This window comes from Mycobacterium sp. IDUB_9, from assembly GCF_055419505.1.
Genome location: NZ_JBVAXU010000009.1, coordinates 141,243 through 156,361, shown reverse-complemented (window position 1 = coordinate 156,361; position 15,119 = coordinate 141,243). Strand labels below are relative to the sequence as shown.

At 66.3% G+C, this 15,119-nt stretch carries 13 protein-coding genes; 10 read left to right on the top strand and 3 right to left on the bottom strand.

Annotated features, from left to right (window positions below):
- The first annotated feature begins 25 nt into the window (after positions 1-25).
- The 4 genes from ACZY08_RS27870 to ACZY08_RS27855 all read left to right on the top strand — a co-directional run bounded on the left by ACZY08_RS27870 (position 26) and on the right by ACZY08_RS27855 (position 6,380).
- The gene (locus tag ACZY08_RS27870; protein WP_463747840.1) at positions 26-2,179 is read left to right on the top strand and encodes an adenylate/guanylate cyclase domain-containing protein; all 2,154 of its coding nucleotides are present in this window, start codon (positions 26-28) and stop codon (positions 2,177-2,179) included.
- On the top strand, positions 2,176-3,576 hold the full coding sequence (locus ACZY08_RS27865) for a mechanosensitive ion channel family protein (protein ID WP_463747839.1): 1,401 nt from the start codon (positions 2,176-2,178) through the stop codon (positions 3,574-3,576). The genes ACZY08_RS27870 and ACZY08_RS27865 overlap by 4 nt, the downstream gene beginning before the upstream one ends.
- 163 nt (positions 3,577-3,739) lie before the next feature.
- Complete coding sequence (locus tag ACZY08_RS27860; RefSeq protein ID WP_463747838.1) at positions 3,740-4,735, top strand: esterase family protein; 996 nt, start codon at positions 3,740-3,742, stop codon at positions 4,733-4,735.
- Positions 4,736-4,877: 142 nt separating this feature from the next.
- A complete protein-coding gene (locus ACZY08_RS27855; RefSeq protein ID WP_463747910.1) occupies positions 4,878-6,380 on the top strand; it encodes a molybdopterin-dependent oxidoreductase in 1,503 nt (500 codons plus the stop codon).
- A gap of 9 nt (positions 6,381-6,389) precedes the next feature.
- On the opposite strand, the gene ACZY08_RS27850 is transcribed toward ACZY08_RS27855, so the two are convergent.
- From ACZY08_RS27850 to ACZY08_RS27840, 3 genes are read right to left on the bottom strand one after another with little or no spacing between them, the layout of a single operon-like run.
- The gene (locus ACZY08_RS27850) at positions 6,390-6,590 is read right to left on the bottom strand and encodes a hypothetical protein (protein WP_463747837.1); all 201 of its coding nucleotides are present in this window, start codon (positions 6,588-6,590) and stop codon (positions 6,390-6,392) included.
- 16 nt (positions 6,591-6,606) lie between these two features.
- Positions 6,607-7,329, bottom strand: a complete 723-nt coding sequence (locus ACZY08_RS27845) for an SDR family oxidoreductase (protein ID WP_463747909.1) — start codon at positions 7,327-7,329, stop codon at positions 6,607-6,609.
- Between the two features lie 20 nt (positions 7,330-7,349).
- Positions 7,350-8,276, bottom strand: coding sequence for an NADP-dependent oxidoreductase (locus ACZY08_RS27840; protein WP_463747836.1), 927 nt, complete (start codon positions 8,274-8,276; stop codon positions 7,350-7,352).
- Positions 8,277-8,383: 107 nt separating this feature from the next.
- Between ACZY08_RS27840 and ACZY08_RS27835 the strand changes: the two genes are divergently transcribed.
- The 6 genes from ACZY08_RS27835 (at position 8,384) to ACZY08_RS27810 (ending at position 15,109) form a co-directional block, all read left to right on the top strand.
- On the top strand, positions 8,384-9,652 hold the full coding sequence (locus tag ACZY08_RS27835; RefSeq protein ID WP_463747835.1) for an HNH endonuclease: 1,269 nt from the start codon (positions 8,384-8,386) through the stop codon (positions 9,650-9,652).
- Between the two features lie 97 nt (positions 9,653-9,749).
- Positions 9,750-12,080 carry an endopeptidase La gene (gene lon / locus ACZY08_RS27830; protein WP_463747834.1) on the top strand — a complete coding sequence of 777 codons (2,331 nt, stop codon included), beginning with the start codon at positions 9,750-9,752 and terminating at the stop codon, positions 12,078-12,080.
- Positions 12,081-12,183: 103 nt separating this feature from the next.
- Positions 12,184-12,975, top strand: a complete 792-nt coding sequence (locus ACZY08_RS27825; RefSeq protein WP_463747833.1) for a lysophospholipid acyltransferase family protein — start codon at positions 12,184-12,186, stop codon at positions 12,973-12,975.
- A gap of 62 nt (positions 12,976-13,037) precedes the next feature.
- Complete coding sequence (cycA, locus tag ACZY08_RS27820) at positions 13,038-14,468, top strand: D-serine/D-alanine/glycine transporter (protein WP_463747832.1); 1,431 nt, start codon at positions 13,038-13,040, stop codon at positions 14,466-14,468.
- Positions 14,469-14,483: 15 nt separating this feature from the next.
- Positions 14,484-14,816: a TfoX/Sxy family protein gene (locus tag ACZY08_RS27815; RefSeq protein WP_463747831.1), complete on the top strand. Its 333-nt coding sequence runs from the start codon at positions 14,484-14,486 to the stop codon at positions 14,814-14,816.
- Positions 14,817-14,884: 68 nt separating this feature from the next.
- Complete coding sequence (locus ACZY08_RS27810) at positions 14,885-15,109, top strand: hypothetical protein (protein WP_463747830.1); 225 nt, start codon at positions 14,885-14,887, stop codon at positions 15,107-15,109.
- The last annotated feature ends 10 nt before the right edge of the window (positions 15,110-15,119 follow it).

Below are 15,119 nucleotides of genomic sequence, written 5' to 3'. Positions count from 1 at the left end.
GTGACAAGCTAATCTTCGGGATTCAATGACTACAACAGCCGACGCCGAGCGCGTCGCTCCCACCGGAAGTGCGCATCGGCGCGCGGTGTCCCGGATCAGCATCCAGTCAAAGTTGCTGGTCATGCTGCTGGTGACCAGCATTCTGTCGGCTGCCGTCGTCGGCGCGATCGGATACCAGTCCGGGAGGTCATCGCTTCGGCAGTCGGTATTCGACCGCCTGACCGAGCTGCGGGAATCCCAGGCACGGCAGTTGGAATCGAAGTTCGCCGACCTCGAGGATTCACTGATCGTGTACACCCGAGGGACGACCACCATCGAAGCGGTCGAGGCGTTCTCCGGTGGCTTCGGTCAGCTCAACACCTCGACGACCAACCCCCAACAGTGGCAATCGGTCGTCGACTACTACAACACCCAGTTCAAGCCGGACGAACAGCAGCAGACCGGCGACACGGTGGACGTCTCCCGACTGCTGCCCACCTCCAACGCGCAGAAATATCTGCAGGCTTACTACACGGCACCGTTTGCCGACCCGGAAAAGGCGATCAGGGTTGACGATGCCCGTGACGGCAGCGCCTGGTCGGCCGCGAACGCGAGGTTCAACGACTACTTCCGAGAGATCGTCGAACGCTTCCAGTTCGAGGATGCCCTCCTGCTCGACACCGCGGGCAATGTCGTCTACAGCGCCTACAAGGGTGTGGACCTCGGCACCAACGTCGTCACCGGCCCATACCGGCAGAGCCTGCTGCGGGATGCATACGAAAAGACCCTGGCGTCGAACGCCGTCGACTACGTCGGGGTCACCGACTTCGGCGACTACCAACCTGCCGACGAGCCCACGGCCTGGATGATGGCCCCGGTCGGCCCTCCGGGCCGGGTCGAGGGGGTCCTCGCACTCCAGTTCCCGATCTCCAAGATCAACCGGATGATGACAGCGGACAAGCAGTGGGAATCCGCCGGGATGGGTGCGACGGGCGAGACATTCCTGGTCGGTCCCGACGGTTTGATGCGGTCGGACTCACGCTTGTTTATCGAGAATCCCGAGAAGTTCGAACATGACGTGATCGACGCTGGAACGCCCCCGGCTGTTGCGGCGAAATCACTCAGCCAGCACGGAACCACACTGGTGCAACCGGTGGAGACAGAGGCCACCCGGCTGGCCCTACGCGGCCAGAGTGGCACCGTGATCGAGGACGACTATCTGGGCAATGAAACTCTGCAGGCCTACGCACCGGTCAATCTGCATGGGCTGAACTGGACGGTGATCGCGAAGATCGACACGGCCGAGGCGTTCGCTCCGGTCGCGACATTCACCCGCACGCTGGTGTTGTCGACCGTCGTCATCACCTTCCTGGTGTGTCTGGCGGCAATGCTGTTGGCGCGGTTGTTCGTCCGCCCACTGCGCCGGCTGGAAGCCGGTGCCCGGCAGATCGGCGCCGGCGATTACGACATCTCGCTGCCTGTGCAATCGAGGGACGAATTCGGTGATCTGACAACAGCATTCAATGACATGAGCCGCAACCTGGCGATCAAGGAGGATCTGCTCGCCGAGCAGCGCCGGGAGAACGACCGCTTGCTGCGCACCCTCATGCCGGAGTCGGTGGTGCAGCGCTACCGGGACGGCGAAGAGACGATCGCGCAGGACCACCACAACGTGACGGTCCTGTTCGCCGACACGGTCGGGTTGGACGAACTGACGTCCGGAATGCCATCGGAGGAGGCCCTGGCCATCGTCAACCGTCTGGTGCACCAATTCGATGCCGCCGCAGACGATCTGGGCGTCGAACGGGTTCGCACCCTGCGCAACGGCTACTGGGCCAGCTCCGGTTTGAGCGTGCCGAGGCTCGACAACGTGCGACGCACCGTCGACTTCGCACTCGAAATGCAGCGCATCATCGAACGGTTCAACACCGAGGCCGGGACGGCACTGGACCTGCGCGCCGGTATCGACACCGGCGCGGTGAGCAGCGGTCTGGTCGGACGCTCGAACCTTGCCTACGACATGTGGGGTTCGGCGGTCAACCTCGCCTACCGGGTGCAACGTGGCTCACCGCAGCCGGGCGTGTACGTCACCGAGCGGGTGTTCGAAGCCATGGGCGACACCCGCGACCTCCAGCCGGCCGGCACGGTGCAGGTCGACGGGTCCGACGAACTGATCTGGCAACTACAGGACCGACGGTGAACAGCGTGCTCGACGCCCCGTGGTTCTACTGGGCCGTCGGTGTCGCAGTCGGTTTTCCGGTCTGCCTGGTTCTGCTCACCGAACTGCACAGCGCGCTGCGCCGGCGCGGCAGCTTCCTGGCCGGACCGGTGCACCTGGTCCGCACCTACATCCTGCCGCTGGGTGCGCTGCTGATCCTGCTGATCCAGGCGATGCAGATCTCCGGTGAAACCACACCGGTGCGGATCGTGGCGACGGTGTTCGGCTTTGTCGTCCTGGTCCTGTTGCTTTCCGGGCTCAACGCGACGCTGTTCCAGAGCGCCCCGGAAGGCAGCTGGCGCAAACGCATTCCGTCGATCTTCCTGGACGTCGCCCGGTTCGCACTGATCGCCGTCGGCATCGGTTTGATCTTCGCCTACATCTGGGGCGCCAACGTCGGTGGCCTTTTCACGGCCCTCGGTGTGTCCTCGATCGTGCTTGGGCTTGCCCTGCAGAACTCGGTCGGCCAGATCATCTCCGGACTTCTGGTGCTTTTCGAGCAGCCGTTCCGGCTCGGCGACTGGGTCGACGCCCCGTCCGCGCGCGGGCGGGTCGTAGAGGTGAACTGGCGCGCGACCCACATCGACACCGGCAGCGGCCTGCAGGTGATCCCGAACTCCGTGCTGGCCGGCGGATCGTTCGCCAACCTGAGCCGTCCCCCCGGCGCACACACCATCACCGTGATCACCGTGTTCGCCGTGGACGACGCGCCCGACGAGGTCTGCCGCGTACTCAACGAGGTCGCGCGCCGACTGCCCCAGCTACGTCGCGACGGTGTGGTGTCCACGGTGGCCGCCGGCTCGTTGCAGTACAAGACCCTGATCCCGCTGCATTCGCCGGCCGACGACTTCGCCGCCAGATCCACGTTTCTGCGTTGGACGTGGTACGCCTCGCGACGCGCAGGTCTGCATCTGGATGAGGCCGAGGACGAGTTCGCCACCACCGAACGCGTCGAGCAGACGCTTCGTCTCATCGCACCGACCCTGCGTCTGAGCCCGGAGGATCAGCTCGATCTGCTGCCGCACGCCCGTCTCACCCGTTACGGCACGGACGAGGTCATCCAGGTCGTCGGTCAAGTTCCGAAGAAGATGACCTTCATCGTCGCCGGCACGGTGCAACTGGCCGTCGCCGACGCGGACGATCTGTTCGTCCCCGTGCTCGCCTTGGAGCAGGGCGACTTTCTCGGTCAAACCGCTCTGACCCGGGAACCCGTCACCACCACGGCATACGCGCTGACCGAGGTCACGGTCGCGCAATTCGACCGCGCTTGCATCGAGGACCTCGTATCGCGAAAGCCAGTGCTGCTGCAGGACATCGGCCGGGCGATCGAGGAGCGCCGGGCCAACGTCAAACAGGCCCTGACCGCGGCCGGACGCTGAGGGTCGTAGCCCTAGGATCTCGGTGCCGAGTTCCAACCGTTAGTAAACCGCGATCTGCGCGAGCGGTGTTGTTACGCGTGTGACTCATGTGGCGCGTGTTTCACTACCGGAGCAAGCGGCAAACTGCTTGGCACACGTGCAGAAAGGACGGTTGGTTGCCGTTATGAAGTTCCTCAACAAGATTCGCGGAGCGTGGACGCGCCGACTGGCGGCGGGAGCAATGGCAGCCGCTACCTTGCCCGCGCTGATCGGTTTCGCAGGAGGTTCGGCGACCGCTGGGGCATTCTCCCGTCCGGGTCTGCCGGTCGAGTACCTCGACGTGTTCTCGCCGTCGATGAACCGCGACATCCGCGTCCAGTTCCAGGGCGGCGGACCGCACGCGGTCTACCTGCTCGACGGACTGCGCGCCCAGGACGACTTCAACGGCTGGGACATCAACACCCCGGCGTTCGAGTGGTACAACGGGTCCGGTCTGTCGGTGATCATGCCGGTCGGCGGGCAGTCCAGTTTCTACACCGACTGGTACCAGCCCTCGAAGGGCAACGGTCAGGACTACACCTACAAGTGGGAGACCTTCCTGACCCAGGAACTTCCCACCTGGCTCGCCGCCAACCGTGGCGTCTCGCAGACCGGCAACGCCGTCGTCGGCATCTCGATGGCGGGCAGCGCGGCGCTGACCTACGCGATCCATCACCCGCAGCAGTTCATCTATGCCGGAACGCTTTCGGGCTTCCTGAACCCGTCCGAGGGCTGGTGGCCGATGCTGATCGGCCTGGCGATGAACGACGCCGGCGGATACAACGCCGAGAGCATGTGGGGCCCGTCGACCGACCCCGCCTGGAAGCGCAATGACCCGATGGTCAACATCAACCAGCTGGTCGCCAACAACACCCGCATCTGGATCTACTGCGGCACCGGAACCCCGTCGGATCTCGATTCGGGGACCAACGGCGGCAACCTGATGGCAGCCCAGTTCCTCGAAGGGTTGACGCTGCGCACCAATGTCACCTTCCGGGACAACTACATCGCGGCCGGCGGCACGAACGGGGTGTTCAACTTCCCGGCCAACGGCACGCACGCCTGGGGCTACTGGGGACAGCAGCTGCAGCAGATGCTGCCCGACATCCAGCGGGTGCTCGGCGCTCAGTCGGCCACCTAGAAATCCACCCACCCGGGGAGCCTGTCGTCACCCCAACGGCAGGCTCCCTGCCTTTGTCCGCGGTAGTAGGTTGGTGACGATGGCTCAGTCCACGTCGGGGTCCACGTCGGGGTCCACGTCGAGTTCCTCGCCGAACGCACGGATGCTCGGCGGGATTGCTGCCGCCGCGGTCTCGCTCGGCATCGCCGAGCTCGTCAGCATTCCGTTCGGGCCACCCGCCGATCCACGCAACGCCGTCGGATCGGCGGTCGTGGACCTGACACCAGGCCCGGTCAAGGAATGGGTGATCCAAGCCCTCGGCAGCCTGGACAAACTGTTCCTGGCGGTCGTCGTCCTGGTGGTGATCGCCGCCGTCGCCGCACTGGCCGCGACGTACGAGACCCGGCAGCGCCCGATCGGCACCGCAATATTCATCGCGGCCGGATTGATCGCCTGCGCGGCCGTGCTCTCTCGGCCCGGCGCGACACTGCTCGACATCGTGCCCACAGTGGTGGGCACCGCATGTGGTGTGGCAGTGCTGCGCCTGCTCGTGCAGCGTCTCTGGACCGCCCCGGACGACGGCACCGAGCAGTTCGACACCAGCAGGCGGATGTGGTTGACCACCGCCGGCCTGCTCGGTTTCGGGGCGGCAACCGGGCTTCTCGGTGTCGTCGTCGGCCGGGTGACGAGTTCGGTCGCGGCAGAACGTGACACCTCGGTCCTGCCCCGACCGCGCGTACCGGCCCTGTCGATCCCGCCCGATGTCCAGCCGAAAAACATTGCGCTGCCGAGTTTCATCACCGATGCCGCCGACTTCTACCGGGTGGACACCGCACTCAGCGTTCCGCAGCTCAGCCGCGATGCCTGGCGGCTTCGCATTCACGGCATGGTCGGCCGCGAGATCACTTACAGTTTCGACGATCTGGCCCGGTTCGAAGCCGTCGAGAAGGCCGTGACGCTGACCTGTGTATCGAATCCGGTTGGCGGCGACTTGATCTCGAATGGGATGTGGACCGGGTATCGGCTGACCGACCTGCTGCGGGCGGCGGCGGTGGACCCCGGCGCGGACATGTTGCTGTCGACCTCGGTGGACGGATTCACCGTGGGCACCCCCGTCGACGCCCTCAACGACGGCCGGGACGCGATACTGGCCATCGGCCTCAACGGGCAGCCGCTTCCCGTCGAGCACGGCTACCCGGCCAGGTTGGTGGTGGCCGGACTCTACGGCTACGTATCGGCCACCAAATGGGTCACCGACCTCGAGCTGACACGCTTCGACCGCGCGGAGGCCTACTGGACCCGACAGGGCTGGGCACCGCGCGGCCCGATCAAGACCGAATCGCGCATCGACGTCCCGAAGCGAGGACAACAGGTGACGGCCGGGCCGACGACCTTCGGCGGCGTGGCGTGGGCGCAGAACCGTGGAGTGAGAGGTGTCGAGGTCCAAATCGACGACGGCCCATGGCAACCCGCGCAGCTGGGCGCCGCCTATTCCGACCAGACGTGGCGGCTGTGGAGCTTGCCCTGGCAGGCGAACGGCCCGGGCAGCCACACCATCACGGTGCGGGCCACCGACAACACCGGAGCGGTGCAGACTTCAGACGATGCGCCTACCGTGCCCGACGGTGCCACCGGCTGGCATTCGGTGCACTTCACCGTGGCCTGATACCGGCCGTCACTTCGACGAGAGCCTTCGCCAGCTGAATGCCGCGATCACGGCGCCCACCACCGCGGTGATCGGGCCGATCACCGACCAGGTGACGGTGTTGCTCATCGGACTGCCCTGCAACACACCGAAACCCTGCAGCGCCCAGATGAGGCCGAACAGCGCCACGATCACACCGACCGCGAACGTCACAACGTATCCCCTGTTCATAGTTGGATGTTACGCGTCAACCCTGCACGGTGGGCCGGATGACGATCTCGCCGATCTCGACGCCGCGTGGCTGCTCGATCGCGAATGCCACGGCGCGCGCCACCGCTTCCGGCGGTAGGCCGAATTCGTCCATATTGGCCCGGATCTGGGCGCGCAGCACCGGATCATCTATCGAACCGTCAAGCTCTGTGCGGACAAATCCCGGTGAGATGGAGGTGGTCCGGATGACACCGTCGGTGGATTCCTGGCGCAGTGCCTCCATCACGGTCCGCACCGCATTCTTGGTCGCCGCGTACACGCCCATGTCCGGCACGATCTTCAACCCGGCGGTCGATACCGTGGTGACGAAATGCCCGTGACCCTGGCGCCGGAACACCGGCGCGGCCGCCGCGATTCCGTGCAGCACGCCACGCACGTTGACATCGATCATCGCCGACCACCCGTCGACGTCACCGTCGGACAGCGGCCCGATCTTGCTGATGCCCGCATTGTTCACCAACACATCCAGCCTGCCGAACTCGTTTGCCGCCGTTTCGACGAACACTTCGACATCGGCCCGGCGGGTGACATCGACTGCCAGCGCGACCACGCGCGATCCCGCCGCCACGAGTTCGGCGGCGATCCGCTCGAGACGGTCTTCTCGCCTGGCGCCCAGCACCAACCTCGCGCCCCGCGCCGCCAGCAGGCGTGCCGTCGCCTCACCGATGCCGCTACTGGCTCCGGTGACCGCCACCACCATTCCGGCGATCGGGTCACCGGTCACGGTCGCAGCACCAATTTCCCTCGGGTATGCCGCTTTTCGAGCTCGGTGTACGCAGCCCTGACATCGTCGAGGGCGAACACGCCGGCGATGGGCACGTCGAGGTTCCCGTTGGCGGCGAGATCCGCCAACTCGGCGATGATCGCGATGTCGGCCCCCTCGGCATTGCCGGCAGCCTGGACGCCGAACTGCTCGATGGCCGGGAAGTCGATGACAGTGTCGACGCGTTCCGGCGGGACACCCAACTCCTCGACGGCCAGCTTCACGTATCCACCGCCGAAGAAATCGAGGAAAGCATCGACGTGACCTGACGGGGACGCGGCACGGAGCCGGGCAGCCAGATCGTCGCCGTAGTTGACCGGGACAGCGCCGTGCGTCGTCAGCCACTCATCGTTCGCGGACCCGGCGATGCCGAGCACGGTGGCGCCGGCGCGCTTCGCGAGCTGCACCGCGATGGTGCCGACACCGCCGGCGGCACCCGCGATCGCAACGGTGTCGCCGGGGCGAAGCCGCACGGCGCGCGCCGCCGCATAGGCAGTGGCGCCCGCGACATACAGCGACCCGGCGACCTCCCACGGCAGGCCCGAGGGTTTGGAAGTCAACTGGGTGGCAGGCACCGTGACATATTCAGCGTGACTGGCGCGCTCGTCGGTGAATCCGAGCACCTCGTCACCGACCTCGAACCCGGTCACTCCCGGTCCGCGCTCGGCCACCACGCCGGCGAGGTCGCTGCCCTGCCCGGAGGGAAAGGTGGCCGGGAACCGGTCGCGCAGCGCGCCACGACGAATCATGGCCTCGCCCGGGTTGATACCGGCGGCACGGACCTGCACCAATACCTCGCCGGCGGCAGGGACGGGCCGTGGCACATCACGGACCTGCAGGACGTCGATTTCTCCGTACTGGTCGAACTGCACTGCTCTGCTCATGATCGCTTCCCCTTCATCCGTCCTTCGTATGACCGCGCCGGCCCCGAAAACATTCCGGTAGCGGGGTTCGGGATGCAGTGTCACCGCAGCGCCGTACTATCGAATATGTGTTCGAATTGATCGCGAAGGTTGATGCCGCTGCCGGCGAGGCGGCACTGCGGGACCGCATCGCCGAACTCGAACGCCTCAAATCCGCCGCCGCAGCCGCACAAGCTCGCGCCACCGTCGCCTTGGAGTCCGCCCGCCACGCCGCCGAAGCTGCCACCAAAGTCCCCGTCGCACGGCGCGGCCGCGGACTCGGCACCGAAATCGGACTGGCCCGCATGGACTCTCCCACCAACGGCCGCCAACATCTCTCCGACGCCCGCATTCTCGTCCACGATCTGCCCCACACCTTGGCCGCCCTCGAAACCGGCGTCCTCACCGAAACCCGCGCCCGGCTGATCATCCGCGAAGCCGCCTGCCTGTCCCCCGCCGACCGGCACCGCCTCGACCACCAACTCTGCGCCGACCACACCAACCTGATCGGCGTCGGCGACACGCGCATCCGCGGTGATGCCAAAACCATTGCCTACCAACTCGACCCGACAGCAGTCATCGATCGAGCCACCAGAGCGCCCGAGGATCGCCGCGTCACCTTCCGGCCCGCCACCGACAACATGGCCATCCTCACCGCCTTGCTACCTGCGACCGACGCGGCGTCCGTGCGCTACACCCTCACCCAAGCGGCCGACCGCTGCGCCGACGGCCGCAACCGTGGCCAAACCATGGCCGACACACTCGTCGCCCGCGTCACCGGTCGCGATATCACCACACCGGCGCCCGTCGCGGTCAACCTCGTACTCTCCGACGACACCCTGTTCGCCGGCGGCATCCAACCCGCCCACCTGCAAGGCCACGGACCCATTCCCGCAGCGGCAGCCAGGCGCATGATCGGCGACGCGCTCGCCCACGACAACTCCTGGGCCACCCTGCGACGGCTCTACGCCACCCCCGACACCGGCGCACTGGTCGCCATGGAATCCCGCTCACGACGCTTCCCCAAAGGCCTGGCCCGGTTCATCGCCACCCGCGACCAAACCTGCCGCGGCCCCTACTGCAACGCCCCGATCCGCCACATCGACCACATCACACCGCACCACCGCAACGGACCGACCACCGCCGCCAACGGTCAGGGACTATGCGAGCACTGCAACTACGTCAAAGAAACACCTGGCTGGAAAGTCCGCACCCGTACCGACAGATCGGGCCGCCACACCACCGAGCACATCACCCCGACCGGCGCGACCTATCGATCCACCGCGCCGCCGCTATCCGGAGGCCTCCGGATACTCACCCGCGAAGTCCATGTCGTGATCAACAAGCGCGCCGCTTAGCTTCCGTTCACTCACGGCGAACTCGGACACCGGACGCGCCGGGAACAAACACGACCCCGGCAAGGTTGAGCGCATCAGACTGAACTTTGGAGGTTTGATGTCTCAAGCAAACGCGGTGCCGGTCCTGTTCTTGAGCGAACCAATCGTGCTGCCCGGAATGGTGGTGCCCGTCGAACTCGACGACGCTGCCCGCGCGGCGGTCGACGCCGCCCAGGCCAGCGAATCGGGCAAGCTACTCATCGCTCCACGCCTGGACGATCGCTACCCGACCCACGGTGTGATCGCATCGATCGTGCAGGTCGGCCGGATGCCCGGCGGCGCGGAAGCTGCCGTCGTCCGCGGTGAACGCCGCGCTCACATCGGCTCCGGAACCACGGGACCGGGTGCGGCCCTGTGGGTCGAGGTGGAGGAAGCAGCCGAGACCACAGATTCCACGACCGACGAAACCAAGGCGCTGGCCGCCGAGTACAAGAAGCTGCTGCTGGCCATGCTCCAGCGGCGCGAGGCCTGGCAGATCGTCGACGTGGTCAACAAGATCACCGACCCGTCCGCTCTGGCCGACACTGCCGGCTACGCCTCGTACCTGACCGACGTCCAGAAGCGCGAACTCCTGGAGACCGAGGACACAACCGCCCGCCTGAGCAACCTGATCCAATGGACCGGCGAGCACCTGGCCGAGGTCGAGGTCAACGACAAGATCGCCGAGGATGTGCGCTCGGGCATGGACAAGCAGCAGAAGGAATTCCTGCTTCGCCAGCAGTTGGCGGCCATCCGCAAGGAACTGGGCGAGGGTGAGCCCGAGGGGTCTGAGGATTACCGGGCCCGCGTCGAGGCGGCCGACCTGCCGGAGAAGGTCCGGGAGGCCGCGCTGCGCGAGGTCGGCAAGCTGGAACGCTCAAGTGACCAGAGCCCCGAGGGCGGCTGGATCCGCACCTGGCTGGACACCGTGCTGGAGCTGCCGTGGAACGAGCGCACCGAGGATTCGACCGACCTCAAGGGTGCTCGCGAGATTCTGGACGCCGACCACCACGGACTGGACGACGTCAAGGACCGCATCGTCGAATACCTGGCCGTCCGAGCCCGTCGCGCCCAGCGCGGCATGGCCGTCGTCGGTGGTCGCGGATCCGGTGCCGTGATGGTGTTGGCCGGTCCGCCCGGGGTCGGCAAGACCTCGCTGGGTGAGTCCGTGGCCCGCGCATTGGGCCGGAAGTTCGTGCGTGTCGCCCTGGGCGGCGTGCGTGACGAGGCCGAGATCCGTGGCCACCGGCGTACCTACGTCGGGGCGCTGCCGGGTCGCGTGGTGCGGGCCATCGGCGAGGCGGGTTCGATGAATCCCGTTGTGCTGCTGGACGAGATCGACAAGGTCGGCTCGGACTACCGGGGCGACCCGTCGGCCGCACTGCTGGAGGTGCTGGACCCGGCGCAGAACCACACGTTCCGCGACCATTACCTGGAGCTGGATCTGGACCTGTCCGATGTGGTGTTCCTGGCGACGGCCAACGTCATCGAGAACATCCCGTCGGCGCTGCTGGACCGGATGGAGCTGATCCAGCTCGACGGCTACACCGAGGACGACAAGGTGGCCATCGCCCGTGACTACCTGCTGCCCCGGCAGGCCGAGCGTGCGGCGCTGACCGATGCCGAGGTGACGGTGACGGATGCGGCATTACGCAAGATCGCCGCGGACTACACCCGCGAGCCGGGCGTCCGGCAGTTCGAGCGGTTGCTGGCCAAGGCGCTGCGCAAGGTGACGACGAAGTTGGAAGACGGCGGAACCACGAACATCATCGTTGATGAGCCGAATCTGGTTGACTATCTGGGCCGTCCGCGGTTCACCCCGGAATCCACCGAGCGCACCGCGGTGCCGGGGGTGGCGACCGGTCTGGCCGTCACCGGGTTGGGCGGCGATGTCCTCTACATCGAGGCGAACTCGAACGAGGGCGAGCCGGGCCTGAAGCTGACCGGTCAGCTGGGCGACGTGATGAAGGAGTCGGCACAGATCGCGCTGTCTTACGTGCGGGCCCACGCCGAGCAGTTGGGCGTCGACCCCAAGGCCTTGGACCGCCAGATCCACGTGCACGTCCCCGCGGGCGCAGTGCCCAAGGACGGTCCTTCGGCCGGCGTCACAATGGTCACCGCACTGGTGTCCATGGCCACCGGGCGGCAGGTGCGCGGCGATGTCGGCATGACCGGTGAGGTCACGCTGAACGGCCGGGTGCTGCCGATCGGCGGCGTCAAGCAGAAGCTGCTGGCCGCGCAACGGGCCGGACTGAAGACGGTCTTCATCCCGGCGCGCAACGAGCCCGACCTGGATGAGGTCCCGGCCGAGGTGCTGGAGGCCTTGGAGGTCAAGCCGATGACCGATGTGGCCGACATCATCGCCGAGGCGCTGGAACCGGTCCGCGAGGGCGCGTCGGTCGCCGCATAAGGAGCCGACGGGCTCGCCGCCAAACTGCCGTCCGCCGTTGTGACACCCGAGGTCACAACGGCGGGCGGTTTATTTGTTCGGCATTCGGGTCAATCTGGCGGCGATGGACGAAAGCGAGCTCGACCAGTGGGATCCCGCCGTCACCCAGCGGGCGAAGTCGTTGGCGGGCCCGATCGCGAAGTGGTGGTTCCGCTCCGAGGTCCGCGGCCTGGAGAACATTCCGGGCCACGGCGGTGCTCTCGTGGTCGCGAACCACTCCGGCGGCATGCTGACACCCGACGTCCTCGTCTTCGCACCGGAGTTCTACCGCCACTTCGGATACGACCGACCGCTGTACACCCTGGCCCATTACGGAGTCCTGCTCGGTCCGACCGGGGATCTGTTCCGGCGACTCGGGGTGGTCCACGCCAGCCGTGAGAACGCCGCGGCTGCCCTTCGTGCCGGTGCGGTCGTGCTGGTGTTTCCCGGCGGGGATTACGACGCCTACCGCCCCACCGCCGAGGCGAACACCATCGACTTCAACGGGCGAACCGGGTATGTCCGCACCGCGCTCGCCGCCGGGGTCCCGATCGTGCCGACCGTCGGGATCGGCGCCCAGGAAACCCAGCTGTTCCTCACGCGGGGCAATTGGCTGGCCAAGCGGCTCGGGCTGCCACGCTTCCGCCTGGATATCTTGCCGGTGAGCATCGGGATTCCGTTCGGCCTCAGCGTCATCGTGCCGCCCAACCTGCCCCTGCCGACCAAGATCGTCACCGAGGTCCTGCCTCCGATCGACATCAACGCACGGTTCGGCGCCGATCCTGACATCGACGCCGTCGACTCGCATATCCGAGAAGTCATGCAGACGGCGCTGGACCGGCTCGCCTCACAGCGCCGGTTCCCGATATTGGGTTAGCAGCCGGGGAGAATGCCGGGCTGGCTGCAGCCCTCATCTCCCCGCCTGCAATCCTTCACGGTGTGACGTCAGATACATCCACAGACGAACGCCATCTCTCCCGCCAGCTGTCGAACCGGCACATCCAGCTGATCGCGATCGGCGGAGCAATCGGAACCGGCCTGTTCATGGGCTCCGGCAAGACCATCTCCCTGGCTGGCCCGTCGGTGCTCTTCGTCTACATGATCATCGGCTTCATGCTCTTCTTCGTCATGCGGGCCATGGGCGAGCTGCTGCTGTCCAACCTGCACTACAAATCCTTCGCCGATTTTTCCGCGGACCTGCTGGGCCCGTGGGCGGGATTCTTCACCGGCTGGACGTACTGGTTCTGCTGGATCGTCACCGGCGTCGCCGACGTCGTGGTGATCGCCGGGTACGTGGCCTTCTGGTGGCCGGACCTGCCGCTCTGGATACCGGCACTGGCCACGGTCGTCGTGCTCATCGGATTGAACCTGCCCACCGTGCGGGCCTTCGGCGAGACCGAGTTCTGGTTCGCCCTGATCAAGATCATCGCGATCGTGACGTTGATCGTCATCGGCCTCGTGATGGTTTTCACCAGTTTCCAAGCACCCGGTGGCGCCCAGGCGTCCTTCGCCAATCTGTGGAACGACGGCGGGTTCTTCCCCACCGGCCCAATGGGATTCGTCGCCGGATTCCAGATCGCGACCTTCGCATTCGTCGGCATCGAACTGGTGGGCACCACTGCGGCCGAGGCCAAGGACCCCGAGCGGAACCTGCCCAGGGCCATCAACTCGATCCCGGTGCGCGTCATGCTCTTCTACGTCGCCGCCCTGACCATCATCATCGCGGTCACACCGTGGCGCGAGATCGATCCCAAACTGAGCCCGTTCGTGGCCATGTTCAGCCTCGCGGGCCTGGGAATCGCCGCATCGGTGGTCAATTTCGTGGTCCTGACCTCGGCGACGTCGTCAGCCAACTCGGGCATCTATTCGACCTCCCGGATGGTCTACGGCCTCGCCTCCGAAGGCGATGCACCGAGCCTGTTCGGCCGGCTCACCTCGCGGCGCGTGCCGGCCAACGCGTTGTTCCTGTCCGGGGTGTTCCTGCTGTCGGGGGTGGTGATGGTGGCGGCCGGCGACTCGATCGTCGCGGCCTTCACGTTGGTCACCACGATCTCGTCGCTGTGCTTCATCTTCGTCTGGACGATCATCCTGGTCAGCTACCTCGTGTACCGCAGGCGCCGGCCGGAACTGCACGAGGCGTCGAAGTTCAAGATGCCCGGCGGCGTGGTGATGTGCTACGTCGTCCTGGCCTTCTTCGCCTTCCTGCTGTGGGCGTTCACCCAGAAGGAGGACACCCTGCAGGCGGAACTCGTGACCCCGGTGTGGTTCCTGGTGCTCGGTATCGCCTGGCTGGTGCTGCGGCGCCGCCCCGGGCATCTGGCCCGGGAAGCCGCCTTCCGCGCCGAGCTCGAGTCGAAGAATTCCGACTGAGGAGTCTCAACCGACATGGCCTTCGACGCCGACCTGGCCGGCCGCATCCGCGAATTGACCGCAACCGAGAGCGGTCTCGACGAGAAGCGCATGTTCGGCGGGTTGGCGTTTCTGATCAACGGGAACATGGCCGTCGCGGCCAGCCGCGAGGGCGGCCTGATGGTGCGGGTCGCGCGGGCCGACAGCGACAGACTGCTGCTGCGTGACCATGTCGAGCCGATGGTGATGGGTGGCCGGGAGATGCGGGGATGGTTGCGGATCGCAGGCCCCGGCATCAAGACCAAGCGCCAGCTCCGATCGTGGGTTGCCCGCGGCATCGACTACGCCAAGAGCCTGCCGCCCAAGTAGTTTCCGGGACGCCGGTCAGAATCACCATTAACATAGAACCCGCCTGACAACGACGGGGGCGCACTCAGATGTTGACCGCAGTACGCAAGATTCTCGGCTTCCAGATGACCATCGCCGAGTGGATCGGGACCGCCATCATCCTCGCGGTCCCCTACCTGCTCATCGGCCTGATCTGGTCGCTCACCCACACCGGCCATCTGGCCGGGATGCACGGTGCCGATGCCGCGGTGTCCTTCCTGGGCTCCATCGTGTCCTGGCCGGTCCTGCTGTTCACCAACGTGTGCATGAGCTGACGGGGAGACT

What these genes read in the sequence shown, in the direction of transcription:
- ACZY08_RS27870 (WP_463747840.1), top strand. Translation starts at nt 26, where the DNA reads ATGACTACAACAGCCGACGCCGAGCGCGTCGCTCCCACCGGAAGTGCG.
- ACZY08_RS27860 (WP_463747838.1), top strand. Translation starts at nt 3,740, where the DNA reads ATGAAGTTCCTCAACAAGATTCGCGGAGCGTGGACGCGCCGACTGGCG.
- ACZY08_RS27855 (WP_463747910.1), top strand. Translation starts at nt 4,878, where the DNA reads ATGCTCGGCGGGATTGCTGCCGCCGCGGTCTCGCTCGGCATCGCCGAG.
- ACZY08_RS27850 (WP_463747837.1), bottom strand. Translation starts at nt 6,590, where the DNA reads ATGAACAGGGGATACGTTGTGACGTTCGCGGTCGGTGTGATCGTGGCG.
- ACZY08_RS27845 (WP_463747909.1), bottom strand. Translation starts at nt 7,329, where the DNA reads ATGGTGGTGGCGGTCACCGGAGCCAGTAGCGGCATCGGTGAGGCGACG.
- ACZY08_RS27840 (WP_463747836.1), bottom strand. Translation starts at nt 8,276, where the DNA reads ATGAGCAGAGCAGTGCAGTTCGACCAGTACGGAGAAATCGACGTCCTG.
- lon (WP_463747834.1), top strand. Translation starts at nt 9,750, where the DNA reads ATGTCTCAAGCAAACGCGGTGCCGGTCCTGTTCTTGAGCGAACCAATC.
- ACZY08_RS27825 (WP_463747833.1), top strand. Translation starts at nt 12,184, where the DNA reads ATGGACGAAAGCGAGCTCGACCAGTGGGATCCCGCCGTCACCCAGCGG.
- ACZY08_RS27815 (WP_463747831.1), top strand. Translation starts at nt 14,484, where the DNA reads ATGGCCTTCGACGCCGACCTGGCCGGCCGCATCCGCGAATTGACCGCA.
- ACZY08_RS27810 (WP_463747830.1), top strand. Translation starts at nt 14,885, where the DNA reads ATGTTGACCGCAGTACGCAAGATTCTCGGCTTCCAGATGACCATCGCC.